Here is a 16,412-nt window from a genome sequence, read left to right as displayed (position 1 = left end):
ATACGTTTAGACGTCCAGATGTAAAAATGACGGAAAAGCGGAGGGACGTCAATAGAAATAATCAACAATAACGGTGAGGTTTGCTCAGGGAAGGTGAGGGAAATTCATGATGGGGGTGAGTGCATCAGACTGCACTCACCCTAACCCTCTCCCACAGGGAGAGGGAAATTGAGTTTTTACAGCAGCTTAGCCAGACGGTTGATGTCGGACTGGATCGCCCCGGCGGTGACGTCGCGCCCGGCGCCCGGGCCGCGGATCACCAGCGGGTTATCGCGGTACCAGCGGCTTTCGATGGCGAAGACGTTATCGCACGGCAACAGCGCCGCCAGCGGATGTTCAGGACGCACCGCCTCGACACCGACGCGCGCTTTTCCGTTGGCCTCGAAACGTGCCACGTAGCGCAGCACCAGACCCATCTCGTTCGCCGCTTCCAGACGCTGCACCATCTGCTCGTTAAGCTCTTCACCATTTTCAAAGAAATGATCCACAGAACCCTCTTCACAGCCGGCAGGCACCAGCGACTCGACGCGGACGGAATCCGGCTCGATGTCATAACCGGCTTCGCGCGCCAGGATCACCAGCTTACGCATCACGTCTTTACCGGAGAGGTCAACGCGCGGATCGGGTTCCGTTAAGCCCTGCTGCCACGCCTGATCCACCAGGTCAGTGAACGGCACGGTGCCGTCAAACTGCAGGAACAGCCAGGAGAGCGTACCGGAGAAGATACCGCTCAGCGCCAGAATGCTGTCACCGCTTTCAATCAGGTCGCGCACGGTGTGGTTTACCGGCAGGCCCGCGCCCACGGTGGCGTTATACAGCCAGTGACGGCCGGTTTTTTCAAACGCGTCGTGGATCTGGCGGTATTTATCGGTGCTGCTTGCCCCAGCCAATTTGTTCGCACTGATGACGTGGAAACCGTGGCTGGCGAAATCAAGATACTGATCGGCAAGCTGTTCGCTGGCGGTAACGTCCAGCACCACCAGATCGTCATACGGGTGCGCGCGCATCCACAGGAACAGCGACTCTTCATCCTGCTCAACGGCTTCATCATTAAAGAAGGCAAGCGCGCGGCTGGCATCCAGCCCTTCGTAGTTCAGCAGGCTGCGGCGACTGTCCACCACGCCTGCGAGAATAAATTCAAACCCGGTACGCGCCGAGAGCGTGACCTGTTCGCGGGCGAACAGCTCCAGCCAGCGGGAACCGATGTTGCCTTTACCAAACAGCACCAGGCCGATGCGTTTTTCCGCGCGGAACAGAGAGGTATGCAGACCCTGAATCAGGCTTTCGGTTGGCCCTTTGCGCAGAACGGCAACCAGGCTGATGCCCTCTTCCGACTGCCAGGTGAACTCTACCGGCTGGCCTTTCAGCTGCTGCCAGAAGCGGTGGCAGTGCAGCGGGTTACGGGTGACGCCCGCGCCCACCATCGCCACCAGCGCCAGCCCCTGACGCAGGCGAAGCTCGCCCGGCAGGCCCGCTTCATCCAGAATTTTCAGCGCGCTGTCCGCCACTTCTGCGGTATAGCAGAACTGCAGCAGCTGGCGGTCATTATGCACACCCACGGCCAGCGGACGCACCTGGGCGCGTTTCAGGATCGTGTCGATCTCTTTATGTGCCAGCCTGAAGTCCTGGCCCGCAGGAACCTGGAACTCAATCAGGCAGATGTCGTCGTGGCTCGTAACAATACGCGCCCCGGTACCAGAGGCCAACACGCGCTCAATGCGCGTGGAGCCTTGATCCGGGCTGTAGCTGCAGCGCAGCTGCAGGTCGATATCGCTACCGGAAACCGGCTGCAGCGTACGGGCGTGCAGCACCGGTGCCGCCAGACGCGCCAGCTCGCTGGCTTCATCCAGGCGCAGCAGCGGCAGCAGGCAGGCATCTTTTACTTTGCGCGGGTCCGCGCTATAAACACCGGCCACGTCGCTCCAGATGGTGACGCGGGACACGCCCGCCAGAGCACCGATTTGCGTCGCCGAGTAGTCGGAGCCGTTACGGCCCAGCAGCACGGTTTCACCCGCGTTGCTGCGGCTGATAAAGCCGGTAACCACAATGCGTTTACCGGGATGTTGCACCAGCAGCTGTTGCAGCAGTGGGTAGGACAACCCTTCATCCACCTGCGGTTGCGCGGCGCGTTCGGCACGCAGGAAATCACGCGCGTCGAGCCAGGCGGCGTCCACGCCCAGGTGTTGCAGAACCGCAGCCATCAGGCGCGCAGACCACACTTCACCGTGGCCAACCACTTCGGCATACACCGCATCGGTAATGCCGCTGTCCAGCAGAGCGGCCAGACGCTCAAGATCGTGCGTGAAGGCGCCGATCAGCCCGTCCGCCACGTCCGCAGGCAGCAGGCCGGCAATCAATTCGCTCTGATAGCGACGTAATGACTGTTGCACCTGATGCGCAGAAAGGCGATCGGTCTGGCTCAGTTTCAGCCAGCTAATCAACTGGTTGGTGGTGCTGCCCGCCGCCGAGACAACCATCATGTCACCCGGCTGTGAATATTCCGTCATAATCCCTGCGACACGCAGGTAACATTTCACATCAGCAAGACTACTACCACCAAACTTGTGCAGCTGACGACCCTTCGCCCCTGCCTGCGCTATCACACTCATGATTACCCCTTGGCTGCGACCCGGAAGCCATTTTCCAGATCGGCAATTAAATCTTCAGAATCTTCGATACCGGTTGAGATCCGCAGCAGCGTCTCAGAAATCCCGGCGGCGGCACGTGCTTCGGGTGCCATACCTGCGTGCGTCATGGTCGCGGCGTGGGAGATCAAGCTTTCAACCCCACCTAAGGATTCCGCCAGCGTAAACAATGACAGCCCGCTCAGGAAGCGACGCAGCGTTTGCTCGTCACCGTCCAGTTCAAAACTTAACATCGCGCCAAACCCTTTCTGCTGGCGCGCGGCAATCTCGTGCCCCTGGTTTTCCGGCAGCGACGGGTGATACAGCTTCTTCACCAGCGGCTGGGTTTTCAGGAAGTCGACAATCGCCTGAGCATTACGCTGCGCCACGTCCATGCGCGGCGACAGCGTACGGATGCCGCGCAACAGCAGGTAGCTGTCGAAGGCACCTGCGGTGACGCCAATGTTATTGGCCCACCATGCCAGTTCGGTGACAACATCCGGATCTTTGGCAATCACCACGCCTGCCACCACGTCAGAATGGCCGTTCAGATATTTAGTGCATGAATGCAATACCAGATCGGCACCCAGTGCGAGTGGGTTCTGAAGGGCCGGACTGAGGAACGTATTATCCACTACACTTATCGCTCCCGCATCCCTTGCGAGCTGACAAATTTTCGCAATATCGACAACGCGCAACAATGGATTGCTTGGACTTTCCACCAGAACCAGCTTCGGTTTCTCTGCCAGCGCCTGTTTCAGCGCCTGTTCGTCGTTTTGATCGACAAACAGCACGCGATAGCAGCCGCGTTTTGCCAGGCTATCAAACAGGCGATAGCTGCCGCCGTAACAGTCGTGCGGCGCAACCAGCAGGTCGCCAGGCTTCAGGAACACCGTGGTCACCAGATGAATGGCAGACATGCCGGTATTGGTTAATACGGCGCCTGCGCCACCTTCCAGTTCGGCCAGCGCACGCTGGGTCACGTCACGCGTAGGGTTGCCACGACGCGAGTAATCATGCGCACGGGGTTCATTAAATCCGGTGAAATTGTAGGTACTGGAAAGATGAATGGGCGGGACAACGCAGCCGTACTGCTCGTCATCATTTAATCCGCTACGCACTGCGATAGTGGCCTGTTTACGCGTCATGGTGAGGGCTTCCTGGCGAATGAGGTGAAAAGTCAGGCACCAGAGTAAACATTGAAAGTATGGACGTCAATACATCTGGACATCTAAACTTCTTTGCGTATAGATTGAGCAATGCGCAAATAGCCGTTAAAATTATATGCTTTAGTGCACGCTGCAGCGGCAATATCCGTGCCACGGTATCGTCTCTACGGTAAACTAGGCAAGATTGCGGTTCAAAACGGGTGGTTACCGGTTTTGCACCTTTAGATAAATGACTGAGAGGATTAAAGGTATCTCATGGCTGAATGGAGCGGCGAATATATCAGCCCATACGCTGAGCACGGTAAGAAGAGTGAGCAAGTAAAGAAAATTACGGTTTCCATTCCTCTGAAGGTGTTGAAGATCCTCACCGATGAACGTACGCGTCGTCAGGTGAACAACCTGCGCCACGCAACCAACAGCGAACTGCTGTGCGAAGCGTTTCTGCATGCGTTTACCGGTCAACCGTTGCCGAACGATGACGATCTGCGCAAAGAGCGTAGTGACGAAATCCCGGAAGAGGCGAAGGTGATCATGCGTGAACTGGGTATTGACCCGGAGACGTGGGAATACTGAGAAGCGGATACAAAAAAGGCACCTTGCGGTGCCTTTTTTTCGGGAAACTTATTTAGCGCCCGGGATGCTGAAACGCTTGTTGAAGCGGTCAACACGGCCACCGGTTGCAACATCACGCTGCTTACCAGTGTAGAACGGGTGGCATTTGCCGCACACGTCCAGGTTCAGATCGTGACCCACGGTAGAGCGGATCTGGATAGAGTTACCGCAAGAACAGTTTGCAGTAATCATTTCGTATTTCGGGTGAATATCTTTTTTCATGGGAGAACCTCAGTTAAGGCCGCGTCGCTCTTCCAGCCCTAACGCCAGACACCACGCGATGTTGATTGTAAGTTCTTTGGCGTAAAGTACACCAAAGGCGGCGAATCATACAGAATTTGACCAACGTATGCAAACTGATCCGCACGCCGCTTTTACTAATGTGTATACTAACGCGCCACTTTTCAAGTCAGGAAGATTCGATGCCCGTCGCTCACGTTGCCCTGCCCGTTCCGCTTCCCCGCACCTTTGACTATCTGCTGCCCGACAGCATGAGCGCCAAAGCGGGCTGTCGCGTGACCGTGCCGTTTGGCAAACAGCAGCGCGTGGGGATCGTCGTCTCCGTCAGCGATAAGAGCGAACTGCCGCTTAACGAACTGAAATCGGTCGTTGAGGTGCTGGACAGCGAGCCCGTCTACTCCACCAGCACCTGGCGACTGCTGCTGTGGGCGGCGGATTATTATCATCACCCCATCGGCGACGTCCTGTTCCACGCCCTGCCAATTATGCTGCGTCAGGGCAAGAGCGCCAGCCATGCGCCGATGTGGTACTGGTTTGCCACGGAGGAAGGCCAGGCCGTCGACATCAACAGCCTGAAGCGCTCGCAGAAACAGCAGCAGGCGCTGGCGGCGCTGCGTCAGGGGAAAATCTGGCGGCATCAGGTCGACGAGCTTGAGGTCAGCGAAACGGCGCTACAGGCATTGAGAAAGAAAGGGCTGAGCGACCTGGCAAGCGAAGCGCCTGCCCTTAACGACTGGCGGGAGAGTTTCTCCGTTTCAGGGGATCGCCTGCGTCTGAATACCGAGCAGGCCACCGCGGTAGGCGCAATTCATAGCGCCTCCGATCGTTTCTCTGCCTGGCTGCTGGCTGGGGTCACCGGTTCCGGCAAGACCGAAGTTTACCTGAGCGTGCTGGAAAACGTGCTCGCCCAGGGGAAACAGGCGCTGGTGATGGTGCCGGAAATTGGCCTGACGCCGCAAACCATCGCCCGATTCCGCGAGCGCTTTAACGCGCCGGTTGAGGTGCTGCACTCCGGCCTGAACGACAGCGAGCGCCTCAGCGCCTGGCTGAAAGCGAAAAACGGCGAAGCGGCGATTGTGATCGGCACCCGCTCGTCGCTGTTCACGCCGTTTAAAAATCTTGGCGTTATCGTGATCGACGAAGAGCACGACAGCTCCTATAAACAGCAGGAAGGCTGGCGCTATCACGCCCGCGATCTGGCCGTCTACCGCGCACACAGCGAGCAAATTCCCATTGTTCTGGGATCCGCCACGCCTGCGCTCGAAACGCTGCACAACGTGCGCCAGCGTAAATACCACATGCTGCGCCTGACGCGTCGCGCGGGGAATGCCCGTCCGGCCATTCAGCACGTGCTGGATTTGAAAGGCCAGCAGGTCCAGGCGGGGCTAGCGCCCGCGCTGATTACCCGCATGCGCCAGCATTTGCAGGCGGGGAATCAGGTCATTCTGTTCCTCAACCGTCGCGGATTTGCACCCGCCCTGCTGTGCCACGACTGCGGCTGGATTGCCGAATGCCCGCGCTGCGATCACTACTACACCTTCCATCAGGCCCAGCGTCATTTGCGCTGCCACCACTGCGACAGCCAGCGTCCGGTGCCGCGCCAGTGCCCGTCATGTGGTTCAACGCATATTGTGCCGGTCGGTCTGGGGACGGAACAGCTGGAGCAGGCGCTTGGGCCCTTTTTCCCGGACGTGCCGATTTCGCGTATCGACCGGGACACCACCAGCCGCAAAGGCGCACTCGAACAGCAGCTGGCGGAAGTGCATCGCGGTGGCGCGCGCATCCTGATTGGCACCCAGATGCTGGCCAAAGGCCACCACTTCCCGGACGTGACGCTGGTCGCCCTGCTGGACGTGGACGGCGCGCTGTTCTCGGCAGATTTTCGTTCAGCCGAGCGCTTCGCCCAGCTTTACACCCAGGTTGCAGGGCGTGCAGGACGCGCCGGTAAACAGGGCGAAGTGGTGCTGCAAACGCACCACCCGGAGCACCCGCTGCTGCAAACCCTGCTGGACAAAGGCTATGACGCCTTTGCCGAGCAGGCGCTGGCCGAACGCCAGACCATGCAGCTACCGCCGTGGACCAGCCACGTCATCATCCGCGCGGAAGATCATAACAACCAGCAGGCGCCACTTTTCCTGCAGCAGCTGAGAAACCTCCTGCAGGCCAGCCCGCTGGTGGATAGTCAGCTGTGGATTTTGGGCCCGGTGCCGGCGCTGGCGCCAAAACGCGGCGGCCGTTTCCGCTGGCAAATTTTGCTCCAGCACCCCTCGCGCGTTCGTCTTCAGCACATCGTCAGCGGCGCGCTGGCACTGATTAATACCCTGCCCGAAGCGCGAAAAGTGAAGTGGGTACTGGACGTCGATCCCATCGAAGGTTGAAGACGGATCGAAAAATTTAACGCTCCTCACACTTTTTATGAAAATTCTGTAACCGATTCCATTAACTATCTGTAAAAATGGTGATGGCAGAAGTTCGGTGTTCAGGCGAGGAGAAGACGTTGAAGTCCAGGAAAGAGGTTGCCACAGCGACCATGAAAGACGTTGCCGAGAAAGCACAAGTCTCAACGGCAACCGTGTCCCGCGCATTAATGAACCCGGACAAAGTCTCCCAGGCGACCCGTAACAAGGTTGAGCAGGCAGCGCTGGAAGTGGGTTACTTCCCACAGGCGATGGGACGTAACGTGAAGCGCAATGAATCGCGCACTATCCTGGTGATTGTGCCGGACATCTGCGATCCGTTCTTCAGCGAGATTATCCGCGGTATTGAAGTCACGGCGGCGGAGCAGGGGTACCTGGTCCTGATTGGCGACTGCGCCCATCAGAACCAACAGGAAAAAACCTTCATCGACCTCATCATCACCAAGCAGATCGACGGCATGCTGCTGCTTGGCTCTCGCCTGCCGTTTGATGCCAGCATCGAAGAGCAGCGTAATTTACCGCCGATGGTGATGGCCAACGAGTTTGCGCCAGAGCTGGAGCTGCCGACGGTCCATATCGATAACCTTACCGCCGCGTTCAACGCCGTAAACTATCTCCAGGAGCTGGGGCACAAGCGTATAGGCTGCATTGCCGGGCCGGAAGAGATGCCGCTGTGTCACTACCGCCTGCAGGGATACGTTCAGGCGCTGCGCCGTACCGGCGCTACGGTCGATCCGCATTACATTGCGCGCGGAGACTTTACCTTCGCAGCCGGTGGACAGGCGCTGGAGAAACTTCTGGACCTGCCTGAGCCGCCAACCGCCGTATTTTGTCACAGCGACGTGATGGCGCTGGGCGCATTATCGTATGCCAAACGCCGCGGCCTTCGCATACCGAAAGATTTATCCATCATCGGTTTCGATAATATTTCGCTTTCGGAATTTTGCGATCCGCCGCTCTCAACGGTCGCTCAGCCGCGCTACCAAATCGGCCGCGAAGCGATGCTGCTTCTGCTGGATCAGCTTCACGGTCAAACAGTTAGCAGCGGCTCACGGTTGCTGGACTGCGAACTGATCGTCCGCGGCACGACCCAGGCATTGACTTAAAGTAAACGTCTTTCGGATACCCTTATCTGGTCAAAGCCCCGCCGCTTAAGTAACATGGCGGACTGACGAACGAATAAATACAGCGAAACGATAGTGGCACAACGAGATTATGTACGTCGCGGCCAGCCGGCACCTTCGCGACGCAAAAAGAGTAGCTCAAGAAAAAAGCAACGTAACCTGCCTGCTGTCTCGCCAGCAATGGTCGCTATTGCTGCGGCTGTAGTCGTCGCCTTTATTGGTGGCCTGTACTTTATCACGCACCATAAAAAAGAAGAGTCTGAGGCGCTTCAGGCCAGTAAAGTCGCCGGAAATGGCCTCCCTCCGAAGCCTGAAGAGCGCTGGCGCTATATCAAAGAGCTGGAAAGCCGTCAGCCTGGGGTACGTGCGCCAACGGAACCTTCTGCGGGAGGTGAAGTACAGAATGCGAATCAGCTGACGGATGAACAGCGTCAGCTGCTGGCACAAATGCAGGCCGATATGCGCCAGCAGCCTACGCAGCTGAACGAAGTGCCGTGGAATGAGCAGACGCCGGAACAGCGTCAGCAAACGCTGCAGCGTCGCCAGGCACAACAGCAGATTCAGCAGCAACAGCAGTGGGCGCAAACCCAGCCGGTACAGCAGCCTAAGGCACAGCCGCGGGTAACGGAACAGCCGTATCAGCAGCCGACGCGTACGGTGCAGTCTCAGCCTGTCCAGCAGCAGCCTAAAGCGCAGCAGCAGAAGCAGGCGGCTCAGCCGTATCAGGATCTGCTCCAGACGCCAGCGCACACCACCGCCCAGCAGCCGAAAACGCAGCAGGCCGCGCCGGTCACGAAAGAGACCGAAGCGCCGAAGCAGACGGCTGAGAAAAAAGACGAACGTCGCTGGATGGTACAGTGCGGTTCGTTCAAAGGTGCGGAGCAGGCGGAAACGGTGCGCGCGCAGCTGGCCTTTGAAGGGTTTGATTCGCGTATTACCACCAATAACGGCTGGAATCGCGTGGTGATTGGTCCGGTCAAAGGCAAAGAAAATGCCGATGGCACCCTTTCTCGTTTGAAAATCGCCGGTCACACAAACTGCATTCGACTCGCCTCCGGGGGTTGAAACCCCCAAAATCCCCCCCATCTATCATTTAATTCAGCCCTGGGCACAGGCTCAGGGCTTCTGTTTCCCGATTCTGTAACCAGGGGGTCTGCTCGTGACAACAATAGTAAGTGTACGCCGTAACGGCCATGTGGTAATCGCCGGTGATGGCCAGGCCACGCTGGGCAATACCGTCATGAAAGGCAACGTGAAGAAAGTGCGTCGTCTCTACAACGACAAAGTGATCGCCGGCTTTGCAGGCGGCACGGCGGATGCCTTCACGCTGTTTGAACTGTTTGAACGTAAACTGGAAATGCACCAGGGTCATCTGGTGAAAGCCGCCGTTGAGCTGGCGAAAGACTGGCGTACCGACCGCATGCTGCGCAAGCTCGAAGCGCTGCTGGCGGTCGCCGATGAAACCGCTTCGCTGATCATCACCGGTAACGGTGACGTAATTCAGCCGGAAAATGACCTGATTGCTATCGGCTCTGGCGGCCCTTATGCCCAGGCTGCTGCCCGCGCACTGTTGGAAAATACCGACATGAACGCGCGTGATATCGCGGTGAAGGCGTTGGATATTGCAGGTGATATCTGCATCTATACCAACCACAACCACACCATCGAAGAATTGACCTCCAAAGCGTAAGGATCTCCCATGTCTGAAATGACCCCACGCGAAATTGTCAGCGAACTGAACAAACACATTATCGGCCAGGATAACGCCAAGCGTTCCGTGGCTATCGCCCTGCGTAACCGCTGGCGTCGTATGCAGCTTGACGAAGAGCTGCGCCACGAAGTGACGCCGAAAAACATTCTGATGATCGGCCCGACCGGCGTCGGTAAAACCGAAATCGCCCGTCGTCTGGCGAAGCTGGCTAACGCACCGTTCATCAAAGTTGAAGCCACCAAGTTCACCGAAGTGGGCTATGTGGGTAAAGAAGTGGACTCCATCATCCGCGATCTGACCGACTCGGCGATCAAAATGGTGCGCGTCCAGGCCATTGAGAAAAACCGCTATCGCGCGGAAGAGATGGCCGAAGAGCGCATTCTCGACGTGCTGATCCCACCGGCAAAAAACAACTGGGGTCAGGCTGAACAGCAGGCGGAACCGTCCGCGGCGCGTCAGGCGTTCCGCAAAAAGCTGCGTGAAGGCCAGCTGGATGATAAAGAGATTGAGATCGATCTCGCTGCCGCGCCAATGGGTGTGGAAATCATGGCACCTCCGGGCATGGAAGAGATGACCAGCCAGCTGCAGTCCATGTTCCAGAACCTGGGCGGTCAGAAGCAAAAAACGCGTAAGCTGAAAATCAAAGACGCGATGAAGCTGCTGATTGAAGAAGAAGCGGCGAAGCTGGTGAATCCGGAAGAGCTGAAGCAGGACGCTATCGACGCGGTTGAGCAGCACGGTATCGTGTTTATCGACGAAATCGACAAAATTTGTAAGCGCGGCGGCAACAGCTCCGGCCCGGATGTATCCCGCGAAGGCGTTCAGCGCGACCTGCTGCCGCTGGTTGAAGGCTGCACTGTCTCCACCAAGCACGGCATGGTGAAAACGGACCACATCCTGTTTATCGCATCAGGTGCCTTCCAGGTTGCCAGCCCGTCGGATCTGATCCCGGAACTGCAGGGCCGTCTGCCTATCCGCGTTGAGCTGCAGGCGCTGACGACCGAAGACTTCGAACGTATCCTGACCGAGCCAAACGCCTCTGCAACCGTTCAGTACAAAGCGCTGATGGCGACCGAAGGCGTGAACCTCGAGTTCACCGAAGACGGTATCAAACGTATTGCCCAGGCCGCATGGCAGGTGAACGAAACCACCGAAAACATCGGTGCGCGTCGTCTGCATACCGTGCTGGAACGCCTGGTGGAAGATATCTCTTACGACGCGAGCGATCTAAACGGTCAAACCGTTACCATTGACGCAGAATATGTGAGTAAACATCTGGATGCGTTAGTGGCAGATGAAGATCTGAGCCGTTTTATCCTATAATCGCGGTTACTGGATTCTCATCACGTTTAATGGGGGCTAATGCCCCCATTTTTATTGGCTAAATACTTATGACTGACATCAGCCGTACTCAGGCGTGGCTCGAAAGTCTGCGCCCTAAAACACTCCCTCTGGCCTTTGCCGCGATTATCGTCGGTACGGCGCTTGCCTGGTGGCAGGGTTATTTCGATCCGCTAGTTGCCGCGCTGGCATTGATTACCGCCGGCCTGCTGCAAATTCTCTCCAACCTCGCCAACGACTACGGCGACGCGGTGAAAGGCAGCGACAAACCTGACCGTATCGGGCCGCTGCGTGGAATGCAAAAAGGGGTGATTACCCAGGCGCAGATGAAGCGCGCGTTGATTATCACCGTGGTGCTGATCTGTTTATCGGGTCTGGCGCTGGTGACGGTGGCGTCTAAGACTCCCAGCGATTTCATTGGTTTTCTGGTGCTGGGCTTATTGGCCATTATCGCGGCCATCACCTACACCGTCGGCACGCGTCCTTACGGCTACATTGGGCTCGGGGATATCTCCGTACTGGTGTTCTTCGGCTGGCTGAGCGTGATGGGAAGCTGGTACTTACAGGCGCATACGGTGATCCCTGCGCTGTTCCTGCCTGCGACCGCCTGCGGTCTGCTGGCGACCGCGGTGCTCAACATCAACAACCTGCGCGACATCGACAGCGACCGGGAGAACGGCAAAAACACCCTGGCGGTCCGTCTGGGGCCGGTGAATGCGCGTCGCTACCATGCCTGCCTGCTCATGGGTGCCCTGGTCTGCCTGGCGCTGTTTAACCTGATTTCCCTGCACAGTCTGTGGGGCTGGCTGTTTGTGCTTGCCGCGCCGCTGCTGATTAAGCAGGCCCGTTTTGTGATGCGTGAACGTAGCCCGGCCGCCATGCCGCCAATGCTGGAACGCACGGTAAAAGGCGCGCTGCTGACTAACCTGTTGTTCGTCATCGGGATTGTCTTAAGCCAGACGCTCAGTTAGCTGACAAATATCAATTAACAATTGATGATTTTGCCAACAACGCATTTCGCACGATATACTGAACACATTCGCAGCAACTGAGCGTTAAACCTATGAAATACGATACCTCCGAGCTTTGTGACATCTACCAGGAAGATGTCAACGTCGTTGAACCGCTGTTCTCCAACTTTGGTGGGCGGTCGTCGTTTGGCGGACAGATCGTCACGGTGAAATGTTTCGAGGATAACGGGTTGTTGTACGATCTGCTCGAACAGAACGGCCGTGGCCGCGTACTGGTGGTCGATGGCGGTGGTTCCGTACGCCGCGCATTGATTGATGCTGAACTGGCCGGTATTGCCGCACAAAACGAGTGGGAAGGCATTGTGGTGTACGGTTCCGTGCGTCAGGTGGACGATCTGGAAGACCTGGATATCGGGATTCAGGCCATCGCAGCCATACCGGTAGGGGCGGCAGGTGACGGCATCGGCGAAAGCGACGTGCGCGTCAATTTCGGCGGCGTGACCTTCTTCTCCGGCGACCATCTCTACGCCGATAATACCGGCATTATCCTTTCCGAAGATCCGCTGGATATTGAGTAATAAAACCGTAAGCGTGGACCATAAAAAAACCGCCAACAGCAATGTGGCGGTTTTTTTGTCCCTCGGGATTCGCGGTCCGTTGGGGAGTTTTGCAACCTTTAACCAGGATTTTTATCTTACCCTGGTTCAAATCTCAGGTAACCCCATCGACCCTTTATAAATTCCTAATTAACTATTAAAACCTTAACTACGCTGCTGCTGCTCATTATGATGCATTGTCCCTTTCCGCCATCTCGCACATGGGCATCGGTCCAGGGAAAGGTGTATTCACAACCGTATAGCAACCTTTAACCGGGCTTGTGTCCACCGACTTATCACCGGTGGTGAACGGTGGAGCGGTTAGCTGCAGGGACCGCATAATGAAACGCTATTTATGTATCGCGTTCATTGTCGCCAGCGTACTCGTGGTAAAGAGTGATGAACCGAATGTGTTCGTTGCTTTTACTATGATAGCGCAGGACAAGTAGCGTTAAGGCCGCCTTTGGCGGCCTTTTTTATGGTTGGGTGTCAGTCAGCGAGAACCATAAAAAAAGCCGGGTAGCGGCATCGCCTTACCCGGCCTGTTCAGTTCATCCCAGTGGGAATCAGACTTCTTCCATACGTCCCAGCAGCGCCTGCAGGCGATCCTGCCAGCCGTTCTGCTGTTCGCGCAGCTGGTTGTTTTCGCGCTCCAGTTCTTCGCGGCTGTGCTGCGCGTTCTGTACTTCCTGCGCCAGGCTGCTGTTCTTCTCTTTCAGCTCTTCAATTTCCATCTGCAGCAGGGTGATGGTGTCAATCGCCTGCTGTACTTTCGATTCCAGTTTCTCAAACACTTCTAAAGACATGATGCTACCTCTCCTGAATTGCAAGGCGACGCTTTAACATAAACGCGCACGACATATACCGTCGATTGTATGGAGCGCGGCGCTCTGTGTCCAGCGACACACCGCGCAGATCGCGGTTTGCAACACTTTTAGGTCTGGTCCTGGTGCGTTCGCGTCATATACCCCTAAATTGTTAACTGATTCGTTAATGAAATGATTCAGCTCACATTCCTGTACTGATCCTGTAGTGCTGCAAAAATGTGCTTTATGGCGCGAAAACGCTCATTTTATTGACGCAGACCACACATTTCGATTTCGATATTTCTCGTTTTTGCTCGTTAACGATAAATTAACACTATGTCTACAGGGCATCGTGGCTGTCACGGGCGGCCATGCTAACAATAAACATCAATTTCTTCAGGATTCCGATTATGAGTCAGACATCAACCTTAAAAGGCCAGTGCATTGCCGAGTTCCTTGGTACCGGGTTGTTGATATTCTTCGGAGTGGGCTGTGTCGCTGCACTGAAAGTGGCGGGTGCCAGTTTTGGTCAGTGGGAAATCAGTATCATCTGGGGTCTGGGCGTGGCGATGGCCATCTACCTGACTGCAGGGGTGTCTGGTGCACATCTTAACCCGGCGGTGACTATCGCACTGTGGCTGTTCGCGTGCTTCGACGGACGCAAAGTAGTTCCTTTCATTCTTTCTCAGTTTGCCGGCGCGTTTTGCGCAGCGGCGTTAGTTTACGGGCTTTATTACAATCTTTTCATCGACTTCGAACAGACGCATCATATGGTGCGCGGCAGCGTCGAAAGTCTGGATCTGGCAGGCATCTTCTCAACCTATCCAAACCCGCATATCAATTTTGTGCAGGCGTTCGCAGTTGAAATGGTGATTACCGCTATTCTGATGGGCGTTATCCTGGCGCTGACCGACGACGGAAACGGCATTCCGCGCGGCCCGCTGGCCCCACTGCTGATTGGCCTGCTGATTGCGGTGATTGGTGCCTCCATGGGCCCGCTGACCGGCTTCGCGATGAACCCGGCGCGTGATATCGGACCTAAAGCGTTCGCCTTTATCGCAGGCTGGGGCGACGTCGCCTTCACCGGTGGCAAAGACATTCCTTACTTCCTGGTACCGCTGTTTGCGCCAGTTGTCGGGGCTGCGCTGGGTGCGTTCAGCTACCGCAAATTAATTGGTCGCCATTTACCGTGCGACACCTGTGTGGAAGAGGAGAAGGAAACGACTTCTACCGCACAACAAAAAGCTTCGCTGTAATCTGACTACGGGACACATACCATGACCGAAAAAAAATATATCGTTGCGCTCGACCAGGGCACTACCAGCTCCCGCGCTGTCGTAATGGATCATGACGCGAACATCGTCAGCGTGTCACAGCGCGAATTTGAGCAAATTTATCCTCGTCCAGGCTGGGTCGAACACGACCCAATGGAGATCTGGGCGTCACAAAGCTCCACGCTGGTCGAAGTGCTGGCAAAAGCCGATATCAGTTCCGACGAGATTGCCGCGATTGGTATCACTAACCAGCGTGAAACGACGATTGTCTGGGAACGTGAAACCGGTAAGCCTATTTACAACGCCATCGTCTGGCAGTGCCGCCGTACCTCTGAGATCTGCGAGCAGCTGAAGCGCGACGGCATGGAAGAGTACGTGCGCAGCGCCACCGGTCTGGTGGTTGACCCGTATTTCTCCGGCACCAAAGTGAAGTGGATCCTCGACCACGTGGAAGGTTCACGCGAGCGTGCAAAACGCGGCGAGCTGCTGTTCGGCACCGTCGACACCTGGCTTATCTGGAAGATGACCCAGGGACGCGTCCACGTCACCGACTACACCAACGCCTCGCGTACCATGCTGTTCAACATCAACACCCTGGAGTGGGATGACAAAATGCTGGACGCGCTGGATATCCCACGCGCGATGCTGCCTGACGTGCGCAAGTCTTCTGAGGTTTACGGCCAGACCAACATCGGCGGTAAAGGCGGCACCCGTATTCCTATCGCCGGTATTGCCGGTGACCAGCAGGCGGCGCTGTTCGGCCAGCTGTGCGTCAAAGAAGGGATGGCGAAGAACACCTACGGCACCGGCTGCTTTATGCTGATGAACACCGGCGAGAAAGCGGTGAAATCAGAAAACGGCCTGCTGACCACCATCGCCTGTGGACCACGCGGCGAAGTGAACTATGCCCTGGAAGGTGCGGTGTTCATGGCCGGTGCGTCTATCCAGTGGCTGCGCGACGAGATGAAGCTGATCAGCGATGCGTTCGACTCCGAGTACTTCGCGACCAAAGTGAAAGACACCAACGGCGTGTACGTGGTGCCTGCATTCACCGGTCTGGGCGCGCCGTACTGGGATCCGTATGCACGCGGCGCAATTTTTGGCCTGACGCGTGGTGTTAACTCTAACCACATTATTCGCGCCACCCTGGAATCCATCGCCTACCAGACGCGCGACGTGCTGGAAGCGATGCAGGCGGACTCCGGCATTCGTCTGCACGCCCTGCGCGTGGACGGCGGTGCGGTAGCGAATAACTTCCTGATGCAGTTCCAGTCCGACATTCTGGGCACCCGCGTTGAGCGTCCTGAAGTGCGTGAAGTCACGGCGCTGGGCGCGGCATACCTTGCCGGTCTGGCGGTAGGCTTCTGGCAGAACCTGGACGAGCTGCAGGAAAAAGCGGTGATCGAACGCGAATTCCGCCCGGGCATCGAAACCACCGAGCGTAACTTCCGCTACAGCGGCTGGAAGAAAGCGGTGAAACGCGCCCTGGCGTGGGAAGAGCACGAAGAGTAATCATATATTCCCTCT

14 protein-coding genes are annotated in these 16,412 nt (G+C 56.8%); 10 read left to right on the top strand and 4 right to left on the bottom strand.

Annotation, left to right across the window (positions count from 1 at the left end; genetic code table 11):
* Nucleotides 1-176: 176 nt before the first annotated feature.
* Together PI91_RS05870 and metB are read right to left on the bottom strand one after the other, a co-directional pair.
* Nucleotides 177-2,609: a bifunctional aspartate kinase/homoserine dehydrogenase II gene (locus PI91_RS05870; protein WP_039265641.1), complete on the bottom strand. Its 2,433-nt coding sequence runs from the start codon at nt 2,607-2,609 to the stop codon at nt 177-179.
* Nucleotides 2,610-2,611: 2 nt separating this feature from the next.
* Nucleotides 2,612-3,772, bottom strand: coding sequence for a cystathionine gamma-synthase (gene metB / locus PI91_RS05865; RefSeq protein WP_021242813.1), 1,161 nt, complete (start codon nt 3,770-3,772; stop codon nt 2,612-2,614).
* A 276-nt stretch (nt 3,773-4,048) separates the two neighbouring features.
* On the opposite strand from metB, the gene metJ reads away from it, so the two are divergent.
* Complete coding sequence (gene metJ / locus PI91_RS05860; protein WP_003862042.1) at nt 4,049-4,366, top strand: met regulon transcriptional regulator MetJ; 318 nt, start codon at nt 4,049-4,051, stop codon at nt 4,364-4,366.
* A 48-nt stretch (nt 4,367-4,414) separates the two neighbouring features.
* Here metJ and rpmE read toward each other — a convergent pair whose 3' ends face one another.
* Nucleotides 4,415-4,627: a 50S ribosomal protein L31 gene (gene rpmE, locus PI91_RS05855; RefSeq protein WP_003862040.1), complete on the bottom strand. Its 213-nt coding sequence runs from the start codon at nt 4,625-4,627 to the stop codon at nt 4,415-4,417.
* A 200-nt stretch (nt 4,628-4,827) separates the two neighbouring features.
* Here rpmE and priA point away from each other — a divergent pair, with 200 nt between their 5' ends.
* The 7 genes from priA (at nt 4,828) to rraA (ending at nt 12,787) form a co-directional block, all read left to right on the top strand.
* On the top strand, nt 4,828-7,023 hold the full coding sequence (gene priA / locus PI91_RS05850) for a primosomal protein N' (RefSeq protein ID WP_039265640.1): 2,196 nt from the start codon (nt 4,828-4,830) through the stop codon (nt 7,021-7,023).
* A 119-nt stretch (nt 7,024-7,142) separates the two neighbouring features.
* On the top strand, nt 7,143-8,168 hold the full coding sequence (gene cytR, locus PI91_RS05845) for a DNA-binding transcriptional regulator CytR (RefSeq protein ID WP_008501800.1): 1,026 nt from the start codon (nt 7,143-7,145) through the stop codon (nt 8,166-8,168).
* Between the two features lie 93 nt (nt 8,169-8,261).
* The gene (gene ftsN / locus PI91_RS05840) at nt 8,262-9,251 is read left to right on the top strand and encodes a cell division protein FtsN (protein WP_032622950.1); all 990 of its coding nucleotides are present in this window, start codon (nt 8,262-8,264) and stop codon (nt 9,249-9,251) included.
* A gap of 94 nt (nt 9,252-9,345) precedes the next feature.
* Complete coding sequence (gene hslV / locus PI91_RS05835; protein WP_008501802.1) at nt 9,346-9,876, top strand: ATP-dependent protease subunit HslV; 531 nt, start codon at nt 9,346-9,348, stop codon at nt 9,874-9,876.
* 9 nt (nt 9,877-9,885) lie between these two features.
* Nucleotides 9,886-11,220 carry an HslU--HslV peptidase ATPase subunit gene (gene hslU, locus PI91_RS05830; protein ID WP_008501803.1) on the top strand — a complete coding sequence of 445 codons (1,335 nt, stop codon included), beginning with the start codon at nt 9,886-9,888 and terminating at the stop codon, nt 11,218-11,220.
* Nucleotides 11,221-11,288: 68 nt separating this feature from the next.
* Complete coding sequence (menA, locus tag PI91_RS05825) at nt 11,289-12,209, top strand: 1,4-dihydroxy-2-naphthoate polyprenyltransferase (protein WP_008501804.1); 921 nt, start codon at nt 11,289-11,291, stop codon at nt 12,207-12,209.
* A 92-nt stretch (nt 12,210-12,301) separates the two neighbouring features.
* Complete coding sequence (gene rraA / locus PI91_RS05820; RefSeq protein WP_008501805.1) at nt 12,302-12,787, top strand: ribonuclease E activity regulator RraA; 486 nt, start codon at nt 12,302-12,304, stop codon at nt 12,785-12,787.
* A 584-nt stretch (nt 12,788-13,371) separates the two neighbouring features.
* Here rraA and zapB read toward each other — a convergent pair.
* Nucleotides 13,372-13,611, bottom strand: a complete 240-nt coding sequence (gene zapB / locus PI91_RS05815; protein WP_023326318.1) for a septal ring assembly protein ZapB — start codon at nt 13,609-13,611, stop codon at nt 13,372-13,374.
* Nucleotides 13,612-14,021: 410 nt separating this feature from the next.
* Between zapB and PI91_RS05810 the strand changes: the two genes are divergently transcribed.
* Nucleotides 14,022-14,867, top strand: coding sequence for an MIP/aquaporin family protein (locus PI91_RS05810; protein ID WP_014885705.1), 846 nt, complete (start codon nt 14,022-14,024; stop codon nt 14,865-14,867).
* A gap of 21 nt (nt 14,868-14,888) precedes the next feature.
* The gene (gene glpK / locus PI91_RS05805; RefSeq protein WP_008501808.1) at nt 14,889-16,397 is read left to right on the top strand and encodes a glycerol kinase GlpK; all 1,509 of its coding nucleotides are present in this window, start codon (nt 14,889-14,891) and stop codon (nt 16,395-16,397) included.
* Nucleotides 16,398-16,412 lie beyond the last annotated feature (15 nt).

Source organism: Enterobacter sp. FB (assembly GCF_000805795.1).
Lineage (GTDB): Bacteria > Pseudomonadota > Gammaproteobacteria > Enterobacterales > Enterobacteriaceae > Enterobacter > Enterobacter roggenkampii.
The sequence above is the reverse complement of the archived record's forward strand: the minus strand, read 5'-3'. Positions and strand labels throughout refer to the sequence as shown.